Source organism: Ferruginibacter profundus (genome assembly GCF_054783275.1).
Genome location: NZ_BAAGQW010000003.1, coordinates 929,067 through 952,206 on the forward strand (window position 1 = coordinate 929,067; position 23,140 = coordinate 952,206).

At 39.7% G+C, this 23,140-nt stretch carries 10 protein-coding genes; 1 reads left to right on the forward strand and 9 read right to left on the reverse strand.

Translation table 11 applies throughout. The features are described 5' to 3' along the window. Positions 1 to 7: 7 nt before the first annotated feature. From ACYVM0_RS23700 to ACYVM0_RS23730, 7 genes are all read right to left on the reverse strand, one after another. The gene (locus ACYVM0_RS23700; RefSeq protein ID WP_460561337.1) at positions 8 to 6,913 is read right to left on the reverse strand and encodes a PAS domain S-box protein; all 6,906 of its coding nucleotides are present in this window, start codon (positions 6,911 to 6,913) and stop codon (positions 8 to 10) included. A gap of 9 nt (positions 6,914 to 6,922) precedes the next feature. After that, a complete protein-coding gene (locus ACYVM0_RS23705; protein WP_460561338.1) occupies positions 6,923 to 7,369 on the reverse strand; it encodes a response regulator in 447 nt (148 codons plus the stop codon). Positions 7,370 to 7,397: 28 nt separating this feature from the next. Beyond that, positions 7,398 to 11,819, reverse strand: coding sequence for a PAS domain S-box protein (locus ACYVM0_RS23710; RefSeq protein WP_460561340.1), 4,422 nt, complete (start codon positions 11,817 to 11,819; stop codon positions 7,398 to 7,400). Positions 11,820 to 11,961: 142 nt separating this feature from the next. Then, positions 11,962 to 15,738 (reverse strand): PAS domain-containing hybrid sensor histidine kinase/response regulator, encoded by a 3,777-nt coding sequence (locus ACYVM0_RS23715; RefSeq protein WP_460561342.1) that lies wholly within the window; start codon positions 15,736 to 15,738, stop codon positions 11,962 to 11,964. Next, positions 15,725 to 16,867, reverse strand: a complete 1,143-nt coding sequence (locus tag ACYVM0_RS23720; RefSeq protein WP_460561344.1) for an FIST signal transduction protein — start codon at positions 16,865 to 16,867, stop codon at positions 15,725 to 15,727. Before ACYVM0_RS23720 ends, ACYVM0_RS23715 begins: the two co-directional genes overlap by 14 nt. Positions 16,868 to 16,927: 60 nt before the next feature. Then, entirely contained in the window at positions 16,928 to 18,277 is a 1,350-nt protein-coding gene (locus ACYVM0_RS23725; RefSeq protein ID WP_460561346.1) for a sigma-54-dependent transcriptional regulator, read from the reverse strand. 129 nt (positions 18,278 to 18,406) lie between these two features. Then, on the reverse strand, positions 18,407 to 19,621 hold the full coding sequence (locus ACYVM0_RS23730; RefSeq protein ID WP_460561349.1) for a glycosyltransferase family protein: 1,215 nt from the start codon (positions 19,619 to 19,621) through the stop codon (positions 18,407 to 18,409). A 392-nt stretch (positions 19,622 to 20,013) separates the two neighbouring features. Between ACYVM0_RS23730 and ACYVM0_RS23735 the strand changes: the two genes are divergently transcribed. Further along, the gene (locus ACYVM0_RS23735) at positions 20,014 to 20,397 is read left to right on the forward strand and encodes an Hpt domain-containing protein (protein ID WP_460561351.1); all 384 of its coding nucleotides are present in this window, start codon (positions 20,014 to 20,016) and stop codon (positions 20,395 to 20,397) included. Positions 20,398 to 20,535: 138 nt separating this feature from the next. Here the strand turns inward: ACYVM0_RS23735 and ACYVM0_RS23740 are convergent, their stop codons facing one another. Together ACYVM0_RS23740 and ACYVM0_RS23745 are read right to left on the reverse strand one after the other, a co-directional pair. Further along, positions 20,536 to 22,350, reverse strand: coding sequence for a response regulator (locus ACYVM0_RS23740; RefSeq protein ID WP_460561353.1), 1,815 nt, complete (start codon positions 22,348 to 22,350; stop codon positions 20,536 to 20,538). A 46-nt stretch (positions 22,351 to 22,396) separates the two neighbouring features. Next, on the reverse strand, positions 22,397 to 22,945 hold the full coding sequence (locus ACYVM0_RS23745) for a hypothetical protein (RefSeq protein ID WP_460561355.1): 549 nt from the start codon (positions 22,943 to 22,945) through the stop codon (positions 22,397 to 22,399). Between the last annotated feature and the right edge of the window lie 195 nt (positions 22,946 to 23,140).

Sequence of the window (23,140 nt, forward strand, 5' to 3'; positions counted from 1 at the left end):
TGTTAGTTTAGAATAGTGTTTTATTTTCAAAAGGTAATTGAATCTCCATGCTGGTACCTTTTCCCGGTGCCGAATTCATTTCAAAAGTACCACCTTGTGCCAATACCCGTTCTTTCATTCCTAAAATGCCAAAAGATTTTTTACTTCTTGTAGCGGTAGTTTCAAAACCTTTACCATTATCTTTAATAGTAACAATAATAGCATTTTTTGCAACTTGTAAAGAGGTTATTACTTTAGTAGCTGCCGAATGCCTGGTAATATTGGTAAAAGCCTCCTGGTAAACCCTGAAGATACAGGTTGCCAGAGGTTCGGGTAATTTTATTTCTCTTTCAGCAGTTACAAATTCCACCGGTATCCCGGTATTGGCCGTAAACTGGCGGTTCTGCCATTCCAAAGCTTCTACCAAACCATAATCATCCAGTATGCCGGGCCTTAACTCACTCAATATTCTTCTTATAGATTGATTACTGCCATCCAGGAGCGTTATGATATTCTTCAGTTTATTTTTTATCAGTTCTGTTTCAGGTGGCGTTTTTTTATCGATCCAGGATACATCCATTTTTATAGCGGTAAGCTGCTGGCCCAGTTCGTCGTGAATTTCTCTGCCGATCCTTTTACGTTCTTCTTCCCTGATGTTAAGTAAGTGAGCCGTCAGTTCACGCAGTTTTTCTGTGGTCTTTTCAATTTCCTGCTGTGCTCTTTCCCTTTCCGAAAAATCGATACCCACTCCCATAAGGCAGGGCTCGCCTTCATAGTCAATTGCTATACCTGTAAAATAGTAAGGTATTTTTTCTTTGTTCTTAAGCAGAAAGTTGGCCTGTACTTCGTCTTCGCCACTGGCAAATACATTATCAATTTTTTCGGCCATCAATAATTTTTCACCTGCATCATAAAAATCCAATGGATGCATTTCTTTAATTTCTGCAGCACTGTATAAGGATACTCTTTCGAAGTTGGTATTCCAGCGCAGGAATTTTCCCTGGCGGTTGTATAAGTAAAAAACACCGGGCAAACTGTTGATGATAGAATCGGAAAGATTTTTTTCTTTCAGTATTTCATTCTGCGCTTTTATTCTTTCAGAAATATCCCTTACAAAAGATAATAACTTACCGTCATTAAGTAATTTGGCCGTGATCTCCAGGTGGTTTACGCCCCCATCTTTTCTTTTCATTCTTCTTTCTGACCGTATTGTTTTGCCGTCCTGTAAAGCTTCAAACTGTATGGGGTTCTTTTCAATATCTTCTGCTATAAAGAAATCAAAAATGGTCATTTGCAATAATTCATCCTCGGTGTATTGCGAAAGTTTACAGGCACTCGGATTTACAGTTATAAAACGGCCGTCCTTATCTGAAATAAAAATAGCATCGGATGCCTGCTCTACCAATGAACGGTATTTTTCTTCACTGAATTTTATTGCAGCTGCTGCTTTTATCCTTTCGCTGATATCCCTTACAAAAGCGATAAAGCGTTTGTCGGTTAAAAACTTAGCACTGATCTCTATGTCCATCACAGTGCCGTCTTTGCATATCATTTTTCTTTCGCTCCTGGCTCCCTGCGGATGCATCATTTCTTCAAAATTAAAAGGATTGGCTTTCAGGCTTTCGGGATGTACCAGGTCATAAATTGTAAGTTCATGTAATTCCTCTACAGAATAGCCCGATAATTTACAGGCGCTGGTATTTACAATGATGAATTTGCCGGTATTATCTGCAATAAAAATACCATCAGATGCCTGCTCTACCAATGTGCGGTATTTTTCCTCGCTTTCTTTTATAGCTATTTCGGCCTTTTTACGCTGGGTAATATCCCTGATAAAAGCACAGAAGAATTCTTCACCGCCCTGCTTAATCGGCAACACTGTTAATTCAACAGGAAACTCCTCCTGCTGCCGGTTAACAGCAGTAAGCTGAAGCAATACATTTAATGCAGGGGCAGCGCCGGTTTTTAAATAGTTCTTCATGCCATTTTCATGCATTGCCCTAAATGGCACGGGAATAATAATATCAGAAAGTCTTTTTGCCATCACCTCTGCTTCCTTCCAACCGAATATTTTTTCAGCCTGTGGATTCCAGAAGGTAATCATTCCTTCCGTATCAATACATATAATAGCATCCAGTGCCGAATTCATAATCAGCCTTCTCTTTTCTTCGCTGGCAATTATTTCCTCTTCCCGGTTCTTTCTATCGGTAACGTCTACATGAAATCCATCCCACACCGTTCTTCCATCGCCAAGTTTACGCGGTACAGAAACTATATTTAACCACCGGATACTGCCATCATTTGCCCTGAAACGAACTTCTTCGTGAAATAAAGACATGTTGAGAAAAGACTGTTGTTCTGCAGCGATCAATTTAGAAACATCTTCATCAATAATTGGTTTGTACATCAATGAAGGATTGTCGATTACTTCTTTGGGTGTTTTACCAATAAGCCCTTTCACACCTTCGCTGATATAGGTAAAATGCATCGATCCGTCCAATTCTCTTATTAACTGGTATATCATTACTCCCGGCAGGTTATTACTCAGGGTTTCCAACTGCAGTTTTTGCGCCAGTAATTTTTCTTCTGCAAGTATCCTTTCGGTTACATCCTGTGCAAAGCCATATACAAAAGGTGGATTTATACCATTGTCACGTAAACTATTCCTGAATTCCCATATTCTTTTTTCTCCCGTGCTGGTTTTTACATACATAAGGCCTTGCGCAAAACCATTTTTTTTAATGTTATCGATATACATACCAAAAACATTTTTCGATTGGGGCTGCAGTATATCCTGGATATGCATGTTCAGCATTTCCTCAATTTCGTAACCCAATTGCTTTTTTGCGGTAAGGTTTACCGAAAGTACTTTCCCTTCCAGGTCGTGTGTACAAAGTATATCGGTAATATTCTCTACAATATCACGGTGCTTCTGTTCGCTTTGCTGCAGCGCTATCTGGTTATTTATCCTTTCGGTAACATCGCGGAAATTATCTACAATACCCCGGATATCCGGATCATCCAGTAAATTGGTGATGGTATCTTCAAACCAATGCCATGTGCCATCTTTATGTTTTAACCTTGATAGATGGCCTACAACAGGTACTCCAGGTTTAGCCATAACCAACTGCATGGTCTGTTGCACTTCTTCAATATTATCCGGATGCACCAGGGAAGCCATATCCAGCTGGTATATTTCTTCCTCGGTATATCCCAGCACTCTTTGTACTGAGGATGATACATAAATTGCTTTACCCTCCGGGTTTAAAATTGCAAAAGCATCGTTTCCATTTTCCACCAGTTTTCTAAACCGCTTTTCATTGGCGGCCAGTAAGGCTTCTGTTTTTTTACGTTCGGTAATATTCATCATGCTGCCAATTAACCGAACAGCCTTGCCTTCTTTATTGCGCTGGATAAGTGTACGGCCGTATACATCCATCCAGCCAGCGTTTTCGGTAAAAAATCGGTACTCATCTGTATAGCTTTCCTGGCTGGAGGTTTTAGCCTCTTCAAAAGCTCTATTTGTTCTTTCTCTGTCATCGGGATGTATCCTGCGCTTCCACTCTTCATGATCGGGAACAGGATCGGCCATAGTAAGACCGTATAATTGCTGGTGTACTTCATTACCCCAAAGCGTACCCGTTTCCAGGTTCCAGTCCCACAAACCATCGTGTGTGGCTTTTGCAATCAACTCAAATCTTTCATTCGATTTTTTAATTTCTTCTTCTGCCTTTTTTAGTTCTGTAATTTCTACCATTGAGCCTATAAACCGAACCGCCTTTCCTGTAGCATCCCTGATCACAGAAGCCCTGTCGTAAAAAATACCATAGCTGCCATCTGCTTTCTTAAAACGAAATTCGTCCGTCCAGCCAGGTGCATCTGAGGCATACACTTCTTCAAGCTTTCTGATTACTCTTTCCCTGTCATCGGGGTGCAATTTAGATCTCCATACAGCCCTGTTGTCGGCCTCGGGATCATTATTAAAGCCAAAATCAAAAAGATCAACAAATGCTTTATTGTGTTTGCTACGGCCGGTTAACAGGTCTACTTCAAATACGGCATCTTTAGTTGCTTCTGCAATAATTTCAAACCGCTGATTAGATCTTTTAATTTCTTCTTCTGCCTTTTTAAGTTCACTGATATCAATACCCGTACCCAGCACTGCCTGCTTACCACGATAATCGATACTTACACCTGTAAAGTAAAAAGGAATTCTTTCACCGCTTTTGGTCAGCAATCTTATTTCAACTTCGGCAGCACCTTCTTTATAGGATTTCATAAGTCCATCCTGCAAAATCCTATGATCTTCCGGATCGAATAAATACATGGGCCGCATGGATTCTATTTCTGCTGCTGTGTATCCGGATATTTTTTCCAATGCCTTATTCCAGCGTAATAATTTTGGTGTGGTATCTGATAAATAAAAAATACCCGGCAGGCTGTTGATAATTTTATCGGAAAGTTCTTTCTCTGTAAAAAGCTGTTTTTCGGCTGTTTTTCGTTCAGTGATATCCGTTATGGTACCCACATATCCCACAATCTGGTTATCGGAATTTTTTTCCGGTATTGCCTGGCCTATTACCCAGGCTATTGATCCATCGGGGCGAACAAAACGGTATTCAGATAACGATTGCTCTACTGCTGTTGTGGCATTCTGCCAGCCTTTTATCAACGATTCCTTATCGTCTTCATGTACTGCATTCAACCAGCCATTACCCAGAGCCTCCTCTCCGGATAAGCCGGAAATTACACTCCACCTGGGGTTTACATAGGTAGTAATGCCTGCAGCATCAGTATGAAAAATACCCACCGGCGATATCTCGGTCAAGGTCTGGTAACGCTTCTCGCTTTCAATGATGGCTTCTTCCGCTTTTTTACGTTCTGTAATATCTATCATAATGCCCCTGAGTATTACAGGCGCATCATTTTCCATAATAACAGATACAATATCTCTCAGCCACACAATTCGTCCGTCGGCAGCCACCATCCGGTATTCAAATTCATGTGGCTTTTTCGCCTTCGTATTACGCCTGCAGAATTCAATGGCCCAGTTTCTGTCCTCCTCATGAATATGGCTGCCCCAAAAAGCGGGACTATTTATCCACTCTTCTGTTGAGTAGCCTAATAATCTTTCTGCCTGTTTACTTACAAAATTAAATTGGAAGGTAGTGGCATCTGCTTCCCATACTATGCCATCTACAGTATTTACAAGCGACGTATATTTTTCCTCTGACAGCTTAACGCCTTCTTCAGCCTTTTTACGTAATGCTTCTTTTTCAAAATTTTCCAATGCAAAGGCCACATCGCCGGTGGCTTCTTCCAGTAATGCTATTTCAGTGTCGTCAAAAAAATTCTTTTCATCAGCATACACGGTAAAAGCACCTACTACTTTGCCAAATTTTTTTATGGGTAAAGACATTGAAGAATTGTAGCCCCTTATCAATGCAGCTTCCTTCCACGGATGCATATTGCTGTCGTTTTCAATATCATTACAGATGATATACCTTCCCTCACGTAGAGCAGTACCCGTAGGGCCCCTGCCTTCGGGTATATCAGCAACTGAAATGGGTCTTATTTTAGACAGATAATCTTTTTCTTCACCCGCATGCATTACAGGAATTACCATCTTGGTTTGTTCATCAGTTATTCCTATCCATGCCATTTTAAATTCGCCCAATTCAACAGCAATGCGGCATACTTCTTCAAAAAGTGTATTTTCATCGGTAGTACGCACAATCATCTGGTTGATCTGGCTGATAAAAAAATACAGGCGCTTGGCCTTAATGATCTTTTGCTCTGCAATCCTTTTTTCTGTAACATCCCGGAGGTTACTTACCACACCATTGATAGCCGGATCATTTGTCATATCGGTCATCATTCCTTCGAGCCAGATATAATGCCCTTTCTTATGCCTTGCCCTCATGGTAACGGCAACGGGTACACCAGGATTTTCTGCTGCTTTTTTGCCTGCTGCCTGCAATGGTGCTATATCATCGGGATGTATAAGTTCGCTGGTATCCAGCTTATCAAATTCTTCATTGGCCCAGCCTGTAAGCCTTGCGGCAGACGAACTTCTGAATATGGCCTTTCTGTTTCTATCCACCAGCGAAATAATACCATCATTATTTTCCACCAGTGTACGAAAACGCTTTTCGCTTTGTTCCAGTTTTATATCTGCTTCAATCCTTTCGGTAAGATCTCTCACAATACCGAAATAATTGCCATTTTGCATTTTCTTGGCACTTATTTCACCTATTAAAACAGTACCATCTTTTTTCCGTAAACGCCTTCGCTGAATAATGGGTGTTTCTGTATTTACCTCATTTAAACGGGAAGGAACGGGGTCACCATCCATTACCACCAGGTCTTTGATGCTGAGTTGTAAAAATTCTTCTTTAGAATATCCCAATGCCCTGCAGCCGCTTTCATTTACGTCGATATATTTTCCATCAGGGGCCGCAATAAAAATACCATCAGAAGCCTGCTGAATTAAACTGCGGTATTGTTCTTCACTATGCAACAATCTTTCTGCAGCTTCATTTTTTTCTTTTTCAGTCTGTTTTTGTTTTAATGCAGCTTCAATGGCTGCCGGTAGCCTGGCTAACCTGTCTTTAAGTAAATAATCATCGGCACCTGCTTTAATAATACCTGCTGCAAATTCTTCTGATACAGTGCCGGTAACCAATATAAACGGAATATGCAGTTTGCGTTGCTGCAGTATCTGCAATGCCTCTGATGCATTGAATTGCGGCATATCGTTATCAGAAAGAATGAGGTCGGGCTTAAATTCATCCAATGCCTGCTTGTAGGCAGATGCTGTCATCATTACTTTAAACCGGCAGTTAAAATTATTTTTCTTCAGCAGGCGCTGTACCATCTCAGCATCTGCATCGTTATCTTCCAGCAATAATATCTTTAAAGCGTCATTTACCATAACAGTAATTTAAACAGGTGGCTGGTTTAGCAATAACCAGTAAAAGCCAAGATTTTTTATCGCTTCTGCAAAACCCTCAAAATTTACAGGTTTTACAATATAACTATTGGCACCCAGTTCATAACATTTTTTTATATCCGGGTCTTCTTTTGAGGATGTTAATATTACCACCGGCGTTGACATGGTACGGTCATCACTTTTTATTTGCTGCAGTACTTCTATGCCATTTACTTTTGGCATTTGAATGTCCAGCAGTATCAGCCTGGGAGTATTTTCCAAACTACGGCTTCCGGAATACCTGCCTGTTGCAAAAATAAATTCCAGCGCTTCTTCTCCATCCCTTACATGATAGAGGTTATTGGCCAGGTTATGTTTCTTTAATTCTCTTATGGCAAGTTCTGCATCACTAACATTATCTTCTACCAATAAAAGATCGATGCTGTTAAGATTCATCATAAAGTATTTTGATGTTTTAAATTGTCATTTAATTTTCGGGCAAACTGAAATAAAAACTTGCCCCTTTATTTAATTCAGATTCTGCCCAAACATGGCCTCCGTGTTTGGAAACAATTTTTTCTACAATGGCTAAACCAATACCCGTGCCTTCAAATTCTTCTGCACTATGTAATCTTTGAAAAACCTTAAAAAGCTTGTTCTTATATTTTTCATCAAACCCCACACCGTTATCTTCAACAAAAAAAACCATTTGCCCGTTATGTTTAAATGAACCGATATGGATCTTTGGTGTTTGATTAGTGGCAGAATATTTTATAGCATTTGAAATCAGGTTGATCCATACCTGGCGTAACATGTTATGATCTGCCTTTACTTCAGGCAAAGTGTGAACCGACCAACTCACATTGCCACCGCCATTGCTGCTCATCCCCTTAATTATTTCATCTACCATTTCTACGCTGTTTACAGGAGCCTTTGCAATTTCGTGCCTGCCCATACGTGAAAATGTAAGCAGATCGTCTATAAGGGTACCCATTCTTGCAGTATTGGCTTTTATTACACCTGTAATCCTTTTAGCTTCATCATCCAGTTTGCTGCTGTAATCTTCTTCCAGTATCTGCGAATATCCAATGATAGCCCTCAGGGGTGCACGAAGATCGTGAGATACAGAATAAGAGAATGCCTCCAGTTCTTCATTGGCTTTTTTCAGTTCTGCAGTACGTTTGTTTACCCGTTCCTCCAGTTCTGTATTTAATTTTTTTATACCCTCTTCTGCCTGTTTACGTTCGGTAATATCTATGGATAAAATAAAAATACCTTCCGGTACAGGTAAAAAACTCAATTCAAACCAGGCGCTGCTGCCGTCAGGAAAAACAAATTCATTTTCCAGGTGTATGGGCACTCTTTCGTTAAAACATTTCAGGTACACCTTGTATATTTCTGCCTGCTCAATACCAGGATACTTTTCCATTACCGTATGCCCAAGTAATTCTTCTTTTGCATATTTGCCGTGTTTAGCCATCGCATTGTTAACATAGATATACTTCCAGTCAAAACCGATTATCTGAACGCCCTCCAGCATATTATCCATAGAATGGCGAAATTGTTCTTCACTGGCTTTTAGTTTTTCTTCGGCCTCAATCCTTTCCGTTACATCTCGAAAATTAAACAGGATGGCATTTACATTTTTATCCTGCAGCAAATTGGTAACCACACCTTCCAGCCACCTGAAGTTTCCGTTCTTATGCCTGTTGCGAAAAATAACATTGTATGGTTTGCCAGGGTTATTCATCATGTTGTTGATAACACCATTTGCATAATTCATATCATCAGGATGAATATTCTGAATACCGCTCATTGTCTTTACATCTTCATCCGTCCAGCCATTTACAGCTGTTGCAGAAGGGCTGCGGTAAGTAACGTTAAAGGAAGCATCCAGCAACATGATCACGTCTTTGTTATTTTCGACCAGGGCACGAAAACGTTTTTCGCTGGATTCCAGTTTTTCTTCTGCTTCTATTTTTTCTGTTACATCGTGATAGTTGGCTACTATTGCATTAACACCTTTTATGTGCAACAGGTTGGTAAATGTACCTTCGGACCAGAAGTGGTGCCCATCAGCATGCAGATATTTAACCCTGTACGGAACAGGAACACCGGGTTTGCTTAAAGTTTCTGCAAACTTATTTTTAAAATTTTCAAGGTCATCAGGGTGTGCGTAACTGATAGTATTTGTTTTTGGATTATTACCAATTATTTTTAAAGCAGAGGGCGACCTGTAGATCACGTTAGATTTTTCATCGAGTAATGAAATTCCTTCCACGCTGTTTTCAATCAGCGAGCGGAAGCGTAATTCGCTGTTGGCAAGTTTTTCTTCGGTTTCAATACGTTCGGTTACATCACGGGAATTAAACACAATTGCCTTTACATGTTCCTGGTGCAGCAGGTTCGTTAATGTTCCTTCCAGGCGTAAATAATGCCCATCTTTATGCCTGCTGCGAAATGAAGTGTTAACAGGTTTATCCGGGTGTGCCATTATCTCCCTGATAACACCATTAAAATATTCAATATCATCAGGATGGATATTTTTTGTTCCCCTGTTATTGATCATTTCTTCATTGCTCCAGCCTGTTATACGAAAGGTGGAAGGGCTGCGGTAGATGACATTAAAAGATGCGTCCATCAAGGTGATGATGTCGTAGTTATTTTCAATCAACATACGGAAACGCTTTTCGCTGGAGATCAGCTTTTCTTCCACTATCTTTTTTTCGGTAACATCATTGCTCAGTATAAATCTTGCCGGCCGGCCTTCAAACATAATTTTATGGGCAATAATTTCTACCTGTATAATAGTACCATCTTTTTTCCTGTGGTTCCATATGCCCCTGTTATAATTGAAGGGGTCTATTTCGTAGGCATGGTCGGCCTGTATAAAGTTTTCCCGTTCTGCTTCCGGCCTTATATCCGTGGCTTTCATTGATAAAAATTCTTCCCTGCTGTAACCATAATGAAGTGTTGCCATTTCATTTACATCCAGGAAGCTGAATGTTTCCAGGTCGATCACCCACATGGGCAATGGATTATTTTCAAAAAGATAGCGGTATCTTTTTTCATTGTTATATATCTGCAGTGATCTTTCCTTTACTTTTTCTTCCAGCTCTTCATTGGATTGCTTCAGTTGTTCTTCTAATTGTTTTCTTACGTTGATATCTTTTACTATAAAATAATAAGAAACAATTTCTCCTTTCTCATTACGGGTAACATTACCCGAAATAGCTCCAAAAAATGAATACCCGCTTTTATGAAAAAAATCCCGTTCCGACCTCCAGGTTCCTTTCTGTAATATCTGCTGTTCAATAGCAGCTATTCTTTCCCGGGTAATTTTTGTAATCCCCAGTGCTTCGGCAGTTTTACCAATAGCTTCTGCTTTGGTATAGCCAAACAATTTTTCGGCGCCTCGGTTCCAGCTTATGATTCGTTGGTCTAATCCCCTGGAAAAAATTGCTTCAGATGATTCTTCCACCATGCTGGCCAGGTGGTTCACCTGTTCCCGCAATTCTTTTTGTGCGGTAATATCATAGCTTACCGAAACATAACCTGTAAGTGTACCATTGCCATCCTTAATAGTACTGGTGGAAGCATGAACGTAAATTACTTTTCCTGATTTTGCTTTTCGTTTTAATTCACCAATCCAGTAATTCTGCCTGCTAATTTCTTTTATGGCTGTATTAATTTCCTCATGCGAAATATCAGTTTTTAACAGCTCGTTGGGTTCCCTGCCAAGCGCTTCTTCCTTTGTAAATCCATACAGGTATTCGGCACCATGGTTCCAGCTCTTTATTTTGCGATTAGCATCCAGCGTATATATGGCATCATTGGACTGTTTGATCTGCAGGTTCAAAAACTCCAGCTCTTCCCGTTCATTTCTTTTTTCAGTAATATCCCTGGTGATTTTAGAATAGCCGTAAAGTTTACCGGTTTCATCTTTCAGTGCGGTAAAAATAACATCGGCCCAAAATCTTGATCCGCTTTTTCGTAAGCGCCAGCCCTCACTTTCATAATGGCCATTTTGCCTGGCCATTTCAAGATTATGCTGTGGTATTCCTTTGGCAATATCTTCTTTTGTATAAAAAATTTCAAAGGACCTGCCGATAATTTCTGCTTCCTTGTATCCTTTAATATCTTCGGCGCCGCTGCTCCAGCCTATTACCTTTCCGTTAGTATCCAGCATAGAAATTGCGTAGTCCTTGATATTGCTGGTAAGCAGGTGAAAATACTCCTCGTTTTTTTTAAGTGTTTCTTCCGCTTTTTTTTGTGCGGCAATATGTAAAGCGTCTTTTCTTAAAAAAACAATAATTAAAAAAACACTGATGATAATAATGGTAAAAATGATCCTGTCTAAAAAAACTGCGGCTTTTTCGTTGGCCAGTTTCTGTTGCTCCAATGCAGCAGTTTCTGATTGCTGCATGGCATTTATAAACCGCCGGATATTATCCATGTATTTTTTTCCATTACCGGCAGAAACCAGTTGTATGGTGGCATCCAGGCCCTGTTGTTGCCGCAAAGCAACCGTACTATCCGAAAAAAGAATTCTTTTATTGGTATAAAATAGGATAGAATCTATGCGTTGTTGCTGGGCAGCATCATTTTGGGTAAGTACTTTTAAGGTTTCTATTTGCCTGTAAATATTTTTTTTTGCCGCTTCCAAAGGCTCTAAAAATGCGGCCTGCCCGGTAAGTACAAACCCCCTGGAACTGGTTTCATTATCAGTGATGGTGGTTAATACTTTTGCGGTTTGAAATAATACTTCCTGGGTATGGGAAACCCTTGCAACGGTACTCCTGGCCAATGAAGCTTGCCGTAACAGCAATACTACAATGGCTACAAAGATGAGTACCACCAGGGCTATGACTGACGTTAATAGTTTAGTAGTCGTTAGCCGAAAGCGCATAACAAGCTATTAGGTTAAAAGAATAAGGTTTGGCTGTGGTAATAAAACCGTTTTGGAAAGTTTTATTATTTATATGTAAGTTAAGTTAAAATAATTGTTTATAAATCGATGTAGTATAAATACTACAGACCCGTAATTATTTTTAAACCAATTCCTTATGTAATTCTTCCACCACTTTTTTAAGGGTATTGTCCATTTGTTGTATCAGCTGTATCAGCTTGGGAGAGTTTTGGTTTTCCTGGGCCAGCGCCTCTATTTCCCTTACTTCGGTTTTTAAAGCAGCAATACCCATATTATCAATGGAGGGCTTGATGCGGTGGGCCACCCGTTTAATGGCACCAAAGTTTTTTTCCAGGTAGGCAGCCTGTATCTCTTCCACCGATACAGGAATTTGTTCAATAAAAAGATTGATCATCTTATCAACAAATATTTTATTGCCCCGTGCAATTTCATTTAGTTTAGAGAGATCGTATAATACGTCTTCTTTGCCTGTAATTTCAGGCCTGTTCTTTTCGTTTTGTAAAGATTTACCCAGCCATTTAGAAATGATATTCAGCAACTGGCTTTCTTCAAACGGTTTGGATAAATAATCATTCATACCGGCGGCAATACATTTCTGGTTATCGCCATTAATGGCAAAAGCGGTAAGCGCAATAATGGGTAAAGTAGTACTGATAGTTTCCCTGATTATTTTAGTAGCTTCAATACCATCCATTACGGGCATCTGAACATCCATCAACACAATATCAAAAGCAGTTTCTTTTATTTTTTCTATTGCTTCGGCGCCATTAAATGCAGCTGTTATTGCGGCCCCGAAGTTTTGCAGTATAGTTGCTGCCACCAGCTGGTTCATTTCGTTATCATCGGTAACCAGTATTTTTTTTCCCTGTAACAAGCTGGTATCGGTAGCCACCATTTCCTTAAAAGGCAGGTCGGTTATATTGCCTTTATCAAATTCAATGATAACTGAGATGGAAGTACCTTCTCCTTTTTTGCTTACTACCTCTATTCTGCCATGCATCAGGTCAACAAGTTCTTTACTAATACTCATGCCCAATCCTGTACCACCATATTTACGGATGATGGAACTATCTTCCTGGGAAAATTTATCAAAGAGATTTTTAGCAAATGATTCATCCATACCAATACCGGTATCCGTTACCGTTATTTGCACAGTTTGCTTTAGAACAGTATCTGTCAATACCCTGCAGTTTATATCAATAGTACCCTTATGGGTAAATTTAATAGCATTGCTTACCAGGTTAAGTAAAACCTGGTTGAGCCGGTATGGATCGCCCATTAAGATTGGCGACAGTTTATAATCGCAGGAAGAATTAATAAAATTCAATCCTTTTTCTTCGGCCCGATGCACCATTACCTGCATCACCCTGTCTATTACCCTTTTAGGTTCAAAGCCAATTTTTTCGAGTGTTAATTTACCGGCATCTATTTTACTAAGGTCCAGGATATCGTTGATAATGATCAATAAATTATCGGCGGCAGAGTGAATAGTATTCAGGTAAAAATGCTGGTCTTTATTCAATTTCGTTTTGCCCAGTTGGTTGGTCATACCCAATATTGCATTCATCGGTGTTCGTATCTCGTGGCTCATATTAGCCAGAAAAGTTTGCTTGGCATTTACCGATGATTCTGCCTGTTCCCTGGCATCAACCAATTCAAGTTCAAGTATTTTTTGCTGGGTAATATCCAAATGAATTCCAATTGACCCCACCAAATCGCCGTTATCATTATATCGTGGTGCGCCACTCACCAGCCACCATTTAGGTTCGCCCTTTTTATTTTTAAGCGATATTTCATATGCATCAGAAATTCCTTTCTTGCGCATTTCATTCTTCATTTCAATAAACTCTTCATTTTCTCCTTTTGCAAATAATGTGGAAGCCTTTTTACCAAGTAGTTCTTTTAATGCATACCCGCTCATATCACAAAAACTCTGGTTGGCAAACTGAATTTTTTCCTGGTTATCTACTTCCAGTAAACCCAGGTTCATATTGGCAATAATGCTCCGGTATTTCTCTTCTCTTATCTTAATGGCCTGTTCCGAAAGTTTTCTTTCTGTAATATCGATATGCGTACCTATGATGGTGAGGGGTTTTCCGTTGGCATCTTTTTCTGTAACCACGCCCCTGTCATATACCCATCGTACTTTACCATCTTTATGAATTACCCTGTACTCGTTGGTGTGATGGTCAATAGATCCCTGTTTATACTTGCTGTCATTATCTGCCAGTATCTTTTTATCTGCAGGATGTATCCTGTCCCACCACAAAGTAGCTACATCGTTATATTCTTCTGATGTAAACCCGAGAAGATGATAAATGTCACTGGAGAAAAAAGTTTTACCGGTTAAAAAATTATGTTCCCAGTAATTATCTCCCACATTGGTCAATGCCAGTTTCAGTCTTTCATCGTACTGCTTCAGTTTCCGTTCTACTTCTTTTTCTTCCGAAATATTTTCGATGATGGCAAAATACTGCTCTACTTTACCTTCGTTGTTGGTAAGCGCCTGCCCTGTAACCCGTCCCCAAAAAGTGGTTTTATCTTTACGGTAATGAATAAGCTCAACATTAAAAGAGCGGCCTTCAAAAAAAGCACTCACCATATTCAGCAATGCATCGCCCTGGCTTAATGGCCCTTCGCATAATTCCAGCGGCGTTTGCCCTATAATTTCTTCCTGTGCAAAACCTGTGATTTTTGAAAACCCTTCGTTGCTCCACGAAATTTTTCCCAGGGCATCGGTAAACACAACGCCGTTTTCGTTGGCACTGGCTACTACCGAAATACGTTTATATTCTTCTTCTGCCTTTTTTCTTGCCGTAATATCGGTGTGCGTACCAATAATTCTTTTAGGTTGCCCGGATGCAGTGTGGTTTACGATCATGCCGCGATCGAGTATCCATAGATAATCGCCGTTTTTATGTTTTATCCGGTATTCCCGCTGGTGAGAAGTGATCCTGTTTTCGTAATAGTCTTTATCTGTTTGTTCAATAATAGTAATATCCCGGGGATGCACCCTGCTTAACCATTCATTCGGATCATTTTTAAACTCTTCATCATTATAGCCCAGCATTTTTTTGTATTGCCTGGAAAAGAAAACATCCTGTGTTTCAAAATCATATTCCCAAACGCCATCGCCTGCACCTTCCAAAGCAAATTGCCATAGCTCCTGGCTGGATTTAAGATCTGCCTCCGCTTTTTTTCTTTCAGAAATATCCCTGTAACTCCAGAAATGTCCTTTATATTTTTCATCTACAAAAATGGGAATATAATCTCTCTCAAAAATCCTTCCATCGGCAAATTCTATTGGTTCAGCAGCCACTAATTTTTGTTGTTGCAATATGGTGTTTATTCCGGCCACAAATTTTTCAGGGTATTTAAAAAGAAATTTACTTTGTTCGGCGCTGGCACTGCAATCGGCTCCCTGCAATGCCAATGGCGGTGCGGTAATGCCAAACGTATCGCAAAACTGCTGGTTGGTAAATACAATATGCCGTGTTTCATCTTCCAGTAAAACACCGCTTTGCATATTAGTGATAAGTGAAGTAAAAACCTGTTCTGCACTTTTTCTTCTGTTAACCTGCTGGTTAAGGTAGCGTGCAATCATCAGCAGATCGTCAGTATTATTGCTTTTTTCATCACCGGTAATGGTACCAATGGTTTCTTTTAATTTTTCAATGGATTGTTTTTTAACAGCTGCTTCGTGTTGTAATTTCTTATTGATCTCAATGTACTCTTCTTCACTGATCCGGAAAGCCCTGTCTGCCAAAGCAGCATCTCTTTCACAGGCAACATAGGAATCATTAACTGCAAGCAGAAATTTTTCCAGGTCCGGGTGTTGCTGCAACGCCTCCGGAAGAAATTTTTTGATCTGCTTTTTTAATAATCTATGGAAGTTCATAAAAAGAAGTAATGGTCATTGTTTGGTTATGCAGGCGGCAATCTCCACCATCGTTAAAAGGAGATATTTCACCGTAAGAATAGAAACCGGCAACGGGCGTTTGTTCGCCCAATGATTCAATTACGGCTTCCACTTCTTCATCAATTCTTCCACCCAATATTAATTTGCGGCCAACACAACTTACCAGCAATGAAAAACCAGGTTTAAATTTTTTGCCCAACAAAGTTTGTTGTGCGGCTTTTGCTGCGGCAGCAGTTAGCTTATCAAAATTGGCTTTCATAAAACGAACTTTTGACCCTTCAGGAATATCTCCTGCAAAAGTCATGCTCTGGAGTTCGTTATCTATAGAAAGAATTGTTCTTACCACAGGTTGCGGGCTGCCGGGAATAGTTACAGATAATGGAAATAATAAAGCAGAACCTGGTAGCTGATCAGCATCGGAGCCAAGATACCTGGTATAAAGTTCCAGTGCATTTTTTCCATCAATCTCAAACAATTTATTACCAGCCGATTTACTTACCTCTCTCTCGGGGCCAAATGTATCCCAGCCTCCCTGGGAACCATGTGTAACAGCTATTTTTTCGCCATAAAAACCAATAGCCACAATATTACCCTGTGCAGGTTTTTCGTTTAGCCCTACCAGTGTGGATACAAAATTGGAACCATCACCTGCAAGGCCTCCGGTAATTAAAATTTTATTTTCCGCCGCATCGTTAAGGCCTTTTACCAGTTCGCTGCCATTTACCAATCCGCCATCAGAAAATACCAGCATGTTAACCAGGCCCGGTTGTGGTATTTTTTTTACCAGGGCTTCGGCGGCGGTGTAACTGTTCTCAAAATCTGTAATATTTACCACTGCTGTTTTAATAGCTGTATCTGCAAACGTAATGGCTACAGCTACTAAGGAATTATCCTGTACCACATCATGAAAAATTTCTCCCGCAGTACTACATAATATAATCTGTGCCGCAGGAAATTTATTTTTTACAGTGTTATAAATGTGCGGTGCAGTTAGTTTTTCTTTGGCAGCAAAACATAATACAAGGCCGGCATCTGTTGCTGCATTGATATTATTTGCTGTATGTGTTTCCCAATTATCACCTGCTAATTGAAATAATGTAGTTTTCATTAGTCTTAGATATATAGATCGTTTATGCCAACCTTATTACAAGTGCCTGGTTCAGCTTACTTAAACAGCAATTTCCTTTTGCTGGATCATTTTGTAAATGGTACTCTTACCAATATCCAGTTTACCTGCAGCAGCAATTACATCATTATCGTATTTTTTAAGAAAGTATTTAATGATGTCGCAGGTATAATCCCGTAATGTTTTTTCTTCTGCCATAAAAGTCTGGTCACCTTTTGCGGTGGTATAGCTGATATCGGCTGCTTTTATTTCCTGCCCGTCACACATCACAGCAGCCAGGTCAATCATCGCTTTCAGTTCTCTTACATTACCGGGGTAGTTATACCGCAGCAATTTATCCTTTGCATCCTGGGTAAGATTAATATTACCCATTTTATTATCCTTTGTAAATTCATCTGCAAAGTATTTAGCCAGTATCAAAACATCATTGCCCCTTTCTCTTAAAGGCGGCAATTCAATAGGTAGCCCTATTATACGGTAATACAGATCTTCCCTGAAATTGCCTTTTTTTACTTCTTCAGCTAAATTTTTGTGCGTGGCAATTAATAAGCGAACATCTAATTTTACATTTTCATTTCCACCCACTCTTATTACTTCTCTTTCCTGCAATACCCTCAATAATTTGCTTTGTAAGCTCAGGTCAAGCTCTGCTATTTCATCTAAAAAAATAGTGCCGCCGTTAGCTTCTTCAAATTTGCCGGCCTTACGTGCCAGGGCGCCGGTAAAAGCGCCTTTCTCGTGGCCAAACAATTCACTCTCAATAAGCTCCTTTGGGATAGCAGCCATATTCACTGCTACAAAATTTTTCTTTTTACGGTCGCTATTATAGTGAATGGCCTTTGCCACAACTTCTTTACCTGTTCCGGTTTCGCCGGTAATAGACACATTGATATTTGTTTTGGTGGCCTTGTCCATCAATTCAAATATTTTTTTAAGTGCCGGGCTCTGGCCTTTAATGCTTTTATCAAAAGAGAATTTCTGTCCCAGTTCTTCTTTTAAATGCGCTACTTCCTTTTTTAGCTTACCCGTTTCTTTAATTTTGGTTACGGCATTCCATAAAATATCTTTTGTATTATCGTCTTTAATAAGATAATCGGCCACACCCATTTTTAACAGGTTTACTGCTACTGCAATTTCATCCTGTCCGCTGATAACTATTACCGGAACACTATCGTCTGTTTCCTTAATTTTCTGGTATAACTTATCACCCGTATAATCCGGCAATGAAAAATCGATGGTAATAAGATCTGGCTTTTTGTACAGGTTGGCTAAACAATCTTTACCATTAGTAAAACGGGTGATGCAGTAATCAGGATTTAAGGAGAGGTGGTATTCCAGGATCTCGCCATACCACGGGTCATCTTCTACAATAAAAATCTTATAAGGTTCCATTGGATAGTGTTAGGTATCCACTTAACGCTACATTAATTTCCAAATTGTGGAACTATATAGAAGTAGAAATTGTTCTACACAGCACTGTAGTTGTGTACTACATAATATCCCTAAAAGAGGGTATGAGTACTACTTTTTTTCGTAGAGTACTGATGTTAACTGTAAATGCCTCACCCCCGGCGTAGTTAATTTTCTTTTACCGGCATCATTTGTATCCGGCCTTACCGATATTTTTTTGTTGCTTTTTAAAACACGATGAAACAGGTAATTGTATTTTTCTGCAATTACTTCCCATGTATAACGGCGGTCAGCTATTTCTTTCATCAAAACACTTTTTGCTTTCAACTCGCCGATCCGGGTACTGCCTATGATATTTATCAGATCTTCAACAGTTTTAAAATAAAAGGCTTTGTTTTCTGTGGTAGTTCTGTTTGCCGGAGCATCAAAAGAAAGTACAGGAAGCCCTAGGTACATTGCTTCCACAAGCAGTGAATTGGTACTACCCGTACTGTGCCCGTGTATGTATACATACGCATTGCCCCTGATAAGATCCAGTTGCCGTTGTTCATCCGGTGTATCCAGTAATACCAGGTTGCTGAAATCTGAATATTGTTGCCTCAGTGCAGTAGCATAGATGCTGCTTTTCCAGTTGCCCATCATCACCAATGTATACTTATTCATTTTAGAAAATGCATCCAGTACAAGGTGAATATTATTTCGTGGTTCTACATGGCATACCTTAAAGGCATATGGTTTTGCAAGAAACGGGTAAAGTTCTTTATCAGCAACAGTGGGTTTTATGGCACTGATATGATCGGCCCCGTATTCGATAATATTACTTAAGCTGCCATATCGAACTGCATTGTAATCATGGGTAGCTTTATTATCTGCAATATCGGCATTTGAATATTTGATCGCTATCCTTTCTGCCCAGCGCAAATACCACCTGGCGGGTGCACTTCTGCTGTTGTTGTGCCATTGCGTGCCATCAATGGAAATAATTACTTTCCTGTTGGTAAATAATTTTACAAAAGGCAACATCCATGCACCTGCCACACCCAGTATCAATAACACATCGGCATAAAACAATGCATTGATAATGGAGAAACCATCGTATAAAAAACTTTGCAGCCCGTCATATTGCAGCGGAATATATTTCAGGCGGGCATCCAGGTATTTCTTTTTACGATCGGCCCCGGGATATTTATTTGCAGAACAATACACCGTCATATCATACTCGTCGCCTAATTGCTTTACCAGTTGCTCTGCCAGTGTTTCAAAACCTCCCTGCCTGGCGGGGATACCAGCGCTGCCAATAATGGCTATCTTTTTTTTACCGGACATAGAATTGCATTAATTTCTTCAGTGATTTCTAAAGCCGTGCCAAAAAGCAAAAGTCTTATCCATCCAGCATTTCAGCGCATACAGGTTTTATATCATTCCATTTTCCGGAAATGTATTCCAGAATAAAAATATGGAGCCGGAATAACTATGTGCCGGATGTAGGCAGCTAACGTTGCATTATAATTAAATTTACCCTTTTGTTTTAGATGACTTCATCAAACGATTACACGAAAATAAAATTCCATATTCCGGAAAATTATTCCACTTTATAGAACCCCGGGTGGAAGCTTGTTTTCTAACTATTTGATTGCGTTTGTATTAAAAATGAATTTTATTCTGGCACAAATATGGCTTGTCAGATCAGGTACTGATAATAATAAATCCAATAACACATGCACCCATCAGATAACCAATTTGAAGCAGGCGCTGCAGCCCCTGGCGAAAAGTTATACGAACTGAGTATGATTGACCAATTATGCAGGGGTAACCAGGAACAGGTTGCCAAAATGATCGCTGTTTTTGTAGAGCAGGTTCCGCCCTCTGTAGAAGAAATAAAACTGGCTTATAATAATCTTGATTTTGTAACCATTAAAAAAACAGCACACAAAATAAAGCCAACATTAACTTACTACGGCATTGCTTCGCTGGTAAAAGATATCCGTTTTATAGAAGCCCTGGCTGAAACAGCATCAGTAAATGAATTGGCTGTAAAAATAAAAAAGCTGGATGACGTGATTACTGCTGTTGTAGCACAAATGAAAAAAGACTATTTATAATACGGAGTTCAAGACAAACATTTTATAAAATTATGCAATCGCAAAAACACTATACAGGAAAGATATATTTAGCGGCCTTTTTGGCGGTTTTCGCAAATGCTATTGATCTTATTTACAAGAGGTTTTTTTATGCTGTAGTTATACCATTTTTTTATCCGTTATTACCAGCGCCCATTTTTCCAGCATATTCACCAGCTCGCCTAATTGTACCGGCTTGCTGATGTAATCATCCATTCCGGCCTGCATACAAGCCATCCTGTCGCCGTGCATTACATTGGCCGTCATGGCAATAATAACGGGTTGTTTATTCAGGCATACCCTTATCATTTTAGTAGCTTCCAGTCCATCCATCCCAGGCATTTGCACATCCATTAATACCAGGTCGTAGGTGGTTTTACCCACCATATCCAATACAATATGCCCGTTGGCTGCAATATCTGCCTCGTACCCCAACCTGTCCAATATCTTGGTGGCCCATTTTTGGTTTACCGGGTTATCTTCGGCTATTAGTATACGTAATGGATATTGTTTGGCAAAGTCGGCCGACAGTTTTTTTACCTGCATATCCTGCATCTGCCCTGCTTTTTTATCCGTTCTTATATTGCTTAGAATATGATCAAATAAAGTGTGTTGCTTAATGGGTTTGCTTAATACAGTAATCGCTCCCGCAATAGTTTCCTGTTCCTTATAACGTTTATCATTCAGCGGGTTAAACATTATTACCGGTAACTGCGGATGAATGTTTTTCATATTTCCTACCAGTTGCATGCCTGTCATATCAGGCAAATCCATTTCAGTGATCACCAGGTTAAAATCATTTTCATCGGCCAGTTGTAATGCTTCTTTAGCGGTGCCCACTACTACCGGCATTAATTGCCACTGCCGCAATTGCTTTAATAAAATACCAGCCGCAATTACATTGCTGTTTACTACCAATACTGATTTACCTTCAAAATCCTTCAGGTTATAACCAGCAGTATTATTTATAAACAACGTAGCAGTATGCAATGGAATACTGATAATAAAACCAGCATTATTATCGTTCACCGCCTTTATTTCGCCATTCATTTCTTCCACCAATTGTTTACTGATGGTAAGGCCAAGATATTGCAGGTGCTGTTCTTCTTCTGTAATACCGCCGGGTAAAGTTTTACCTTCGGCCTGCAGCATGGCTATTGCAGCAGTATTGCCCAAAGGTTTGGCGCTAACAGTAAAACCTAATGCCGGAGCTTTATCCACGCTATCGTGTTTAATAATGTACACACCAATACAAACCTGTTGCGGTTTATCTTCCATTACCTTTTCCACTAGATTGGTGAGTATTTGCTGCAGGCGTTTATTATCTGTTAATACCTGTGCAGGTACGGCCGCATCCAGGTCGTACAATAATTCCATTCCCATTTGTGATGCCCTTACTGCAAAGGTATCTATCACTTCTTCCACGCAATTGCGCAGGTCGGTATTTTTTTGTTGTGCAGCAGTGATTGTGCGGTTAATTTTGGATTGTTCCAGCAGATCGTTGGCCATTACCTCATCTACTTTATTCAGTAATATTTTGCCCGAACTGATGATGGTATCGATATAATCTTTTTGCTCATGATCAAGATGAGTTTCTTCCAGCAATATCGCCATGCCCAATATACCATTCATGGGTGTACGAATTTCGTGGCTTAAAGAGTTCAGTAGTGTATCTCTTGCTGCAGCGGCCCTTTTTGCATCGCTTCTGGCCTTGGTTTCTTCACGACTGGCATAATCCAGGTGTTGCTGCATGGCCGCTATCTGCTGGCCAAGCACAGTTATTTTGTTATGGTAACTGGTAACATTAGATCTGTAAAAACCAAATAACACCAGGGCCATGGCTATAATCACTCCGATAAACAGGCAGGCGCTAAAAGTGGATAGTACAAAAAGCGGCAGGTATCCTTTTAAAAAAATATGATGAACTATTTCCATACAAAACTTTTAGGTTTTCCTTTGGGGTTTAATTTTTTACTGGTAATTATCTTGCTTCTTCAGTATACACCACCGGCGCCTCTGTAAGTTTTTTAACTGTACTGATCTCTTTTAAATGGCTGTTCCAGTGAAATAATAAATTATCAATCGGTTGCCACATCATCACCCAGCTAAAAATATCAATGCCGGTAAGTATGGCCGATTCCACACCGCCACTATCTTTAATGATCATTGGTATCAGAATATGCGATAATAATATAATGGCAAGCCCGATAAAAAGTACAATATAATTGCGGCGCTTAAACCGTTCAAATTCGCCCTGCTTGGCAAGCATCACATTGGCAAAATGCCTTTTGATAGCATATATCAATGGCTCTGTATACTGTTTGTCTTCTTCCCTTTTGCAGGTAACCTTATATTCAATTACCGTAAATCTCCGGGCCGGTGCTTTAATGCGGTTAATATATTCTTCAAACTCATGGCTCAGCTGCCGCTTGTAAAAAGGCGACGGATCATTTTTATTAAAATGTTCTTCAAGTGCCTCAGGGTTTACTACAAGAAAAATATCGATCTTTTCTGGTAAAACATTTTTCATTAGGTGTGAAATTGTTACTGTCTCTTTAAATCCTGTAAAGTGTATTTAATTTATTACAGGGTAATATATTGTAGAACTATTTATGGCAACAGAAATTGTATAGCTGCAATAAAAATTACAGGCAATACAACATTAGTAGTTATTCTTCTACAACAGATTGGTAACCTGTCTCACACCACTGTTGCGTTTATTGCG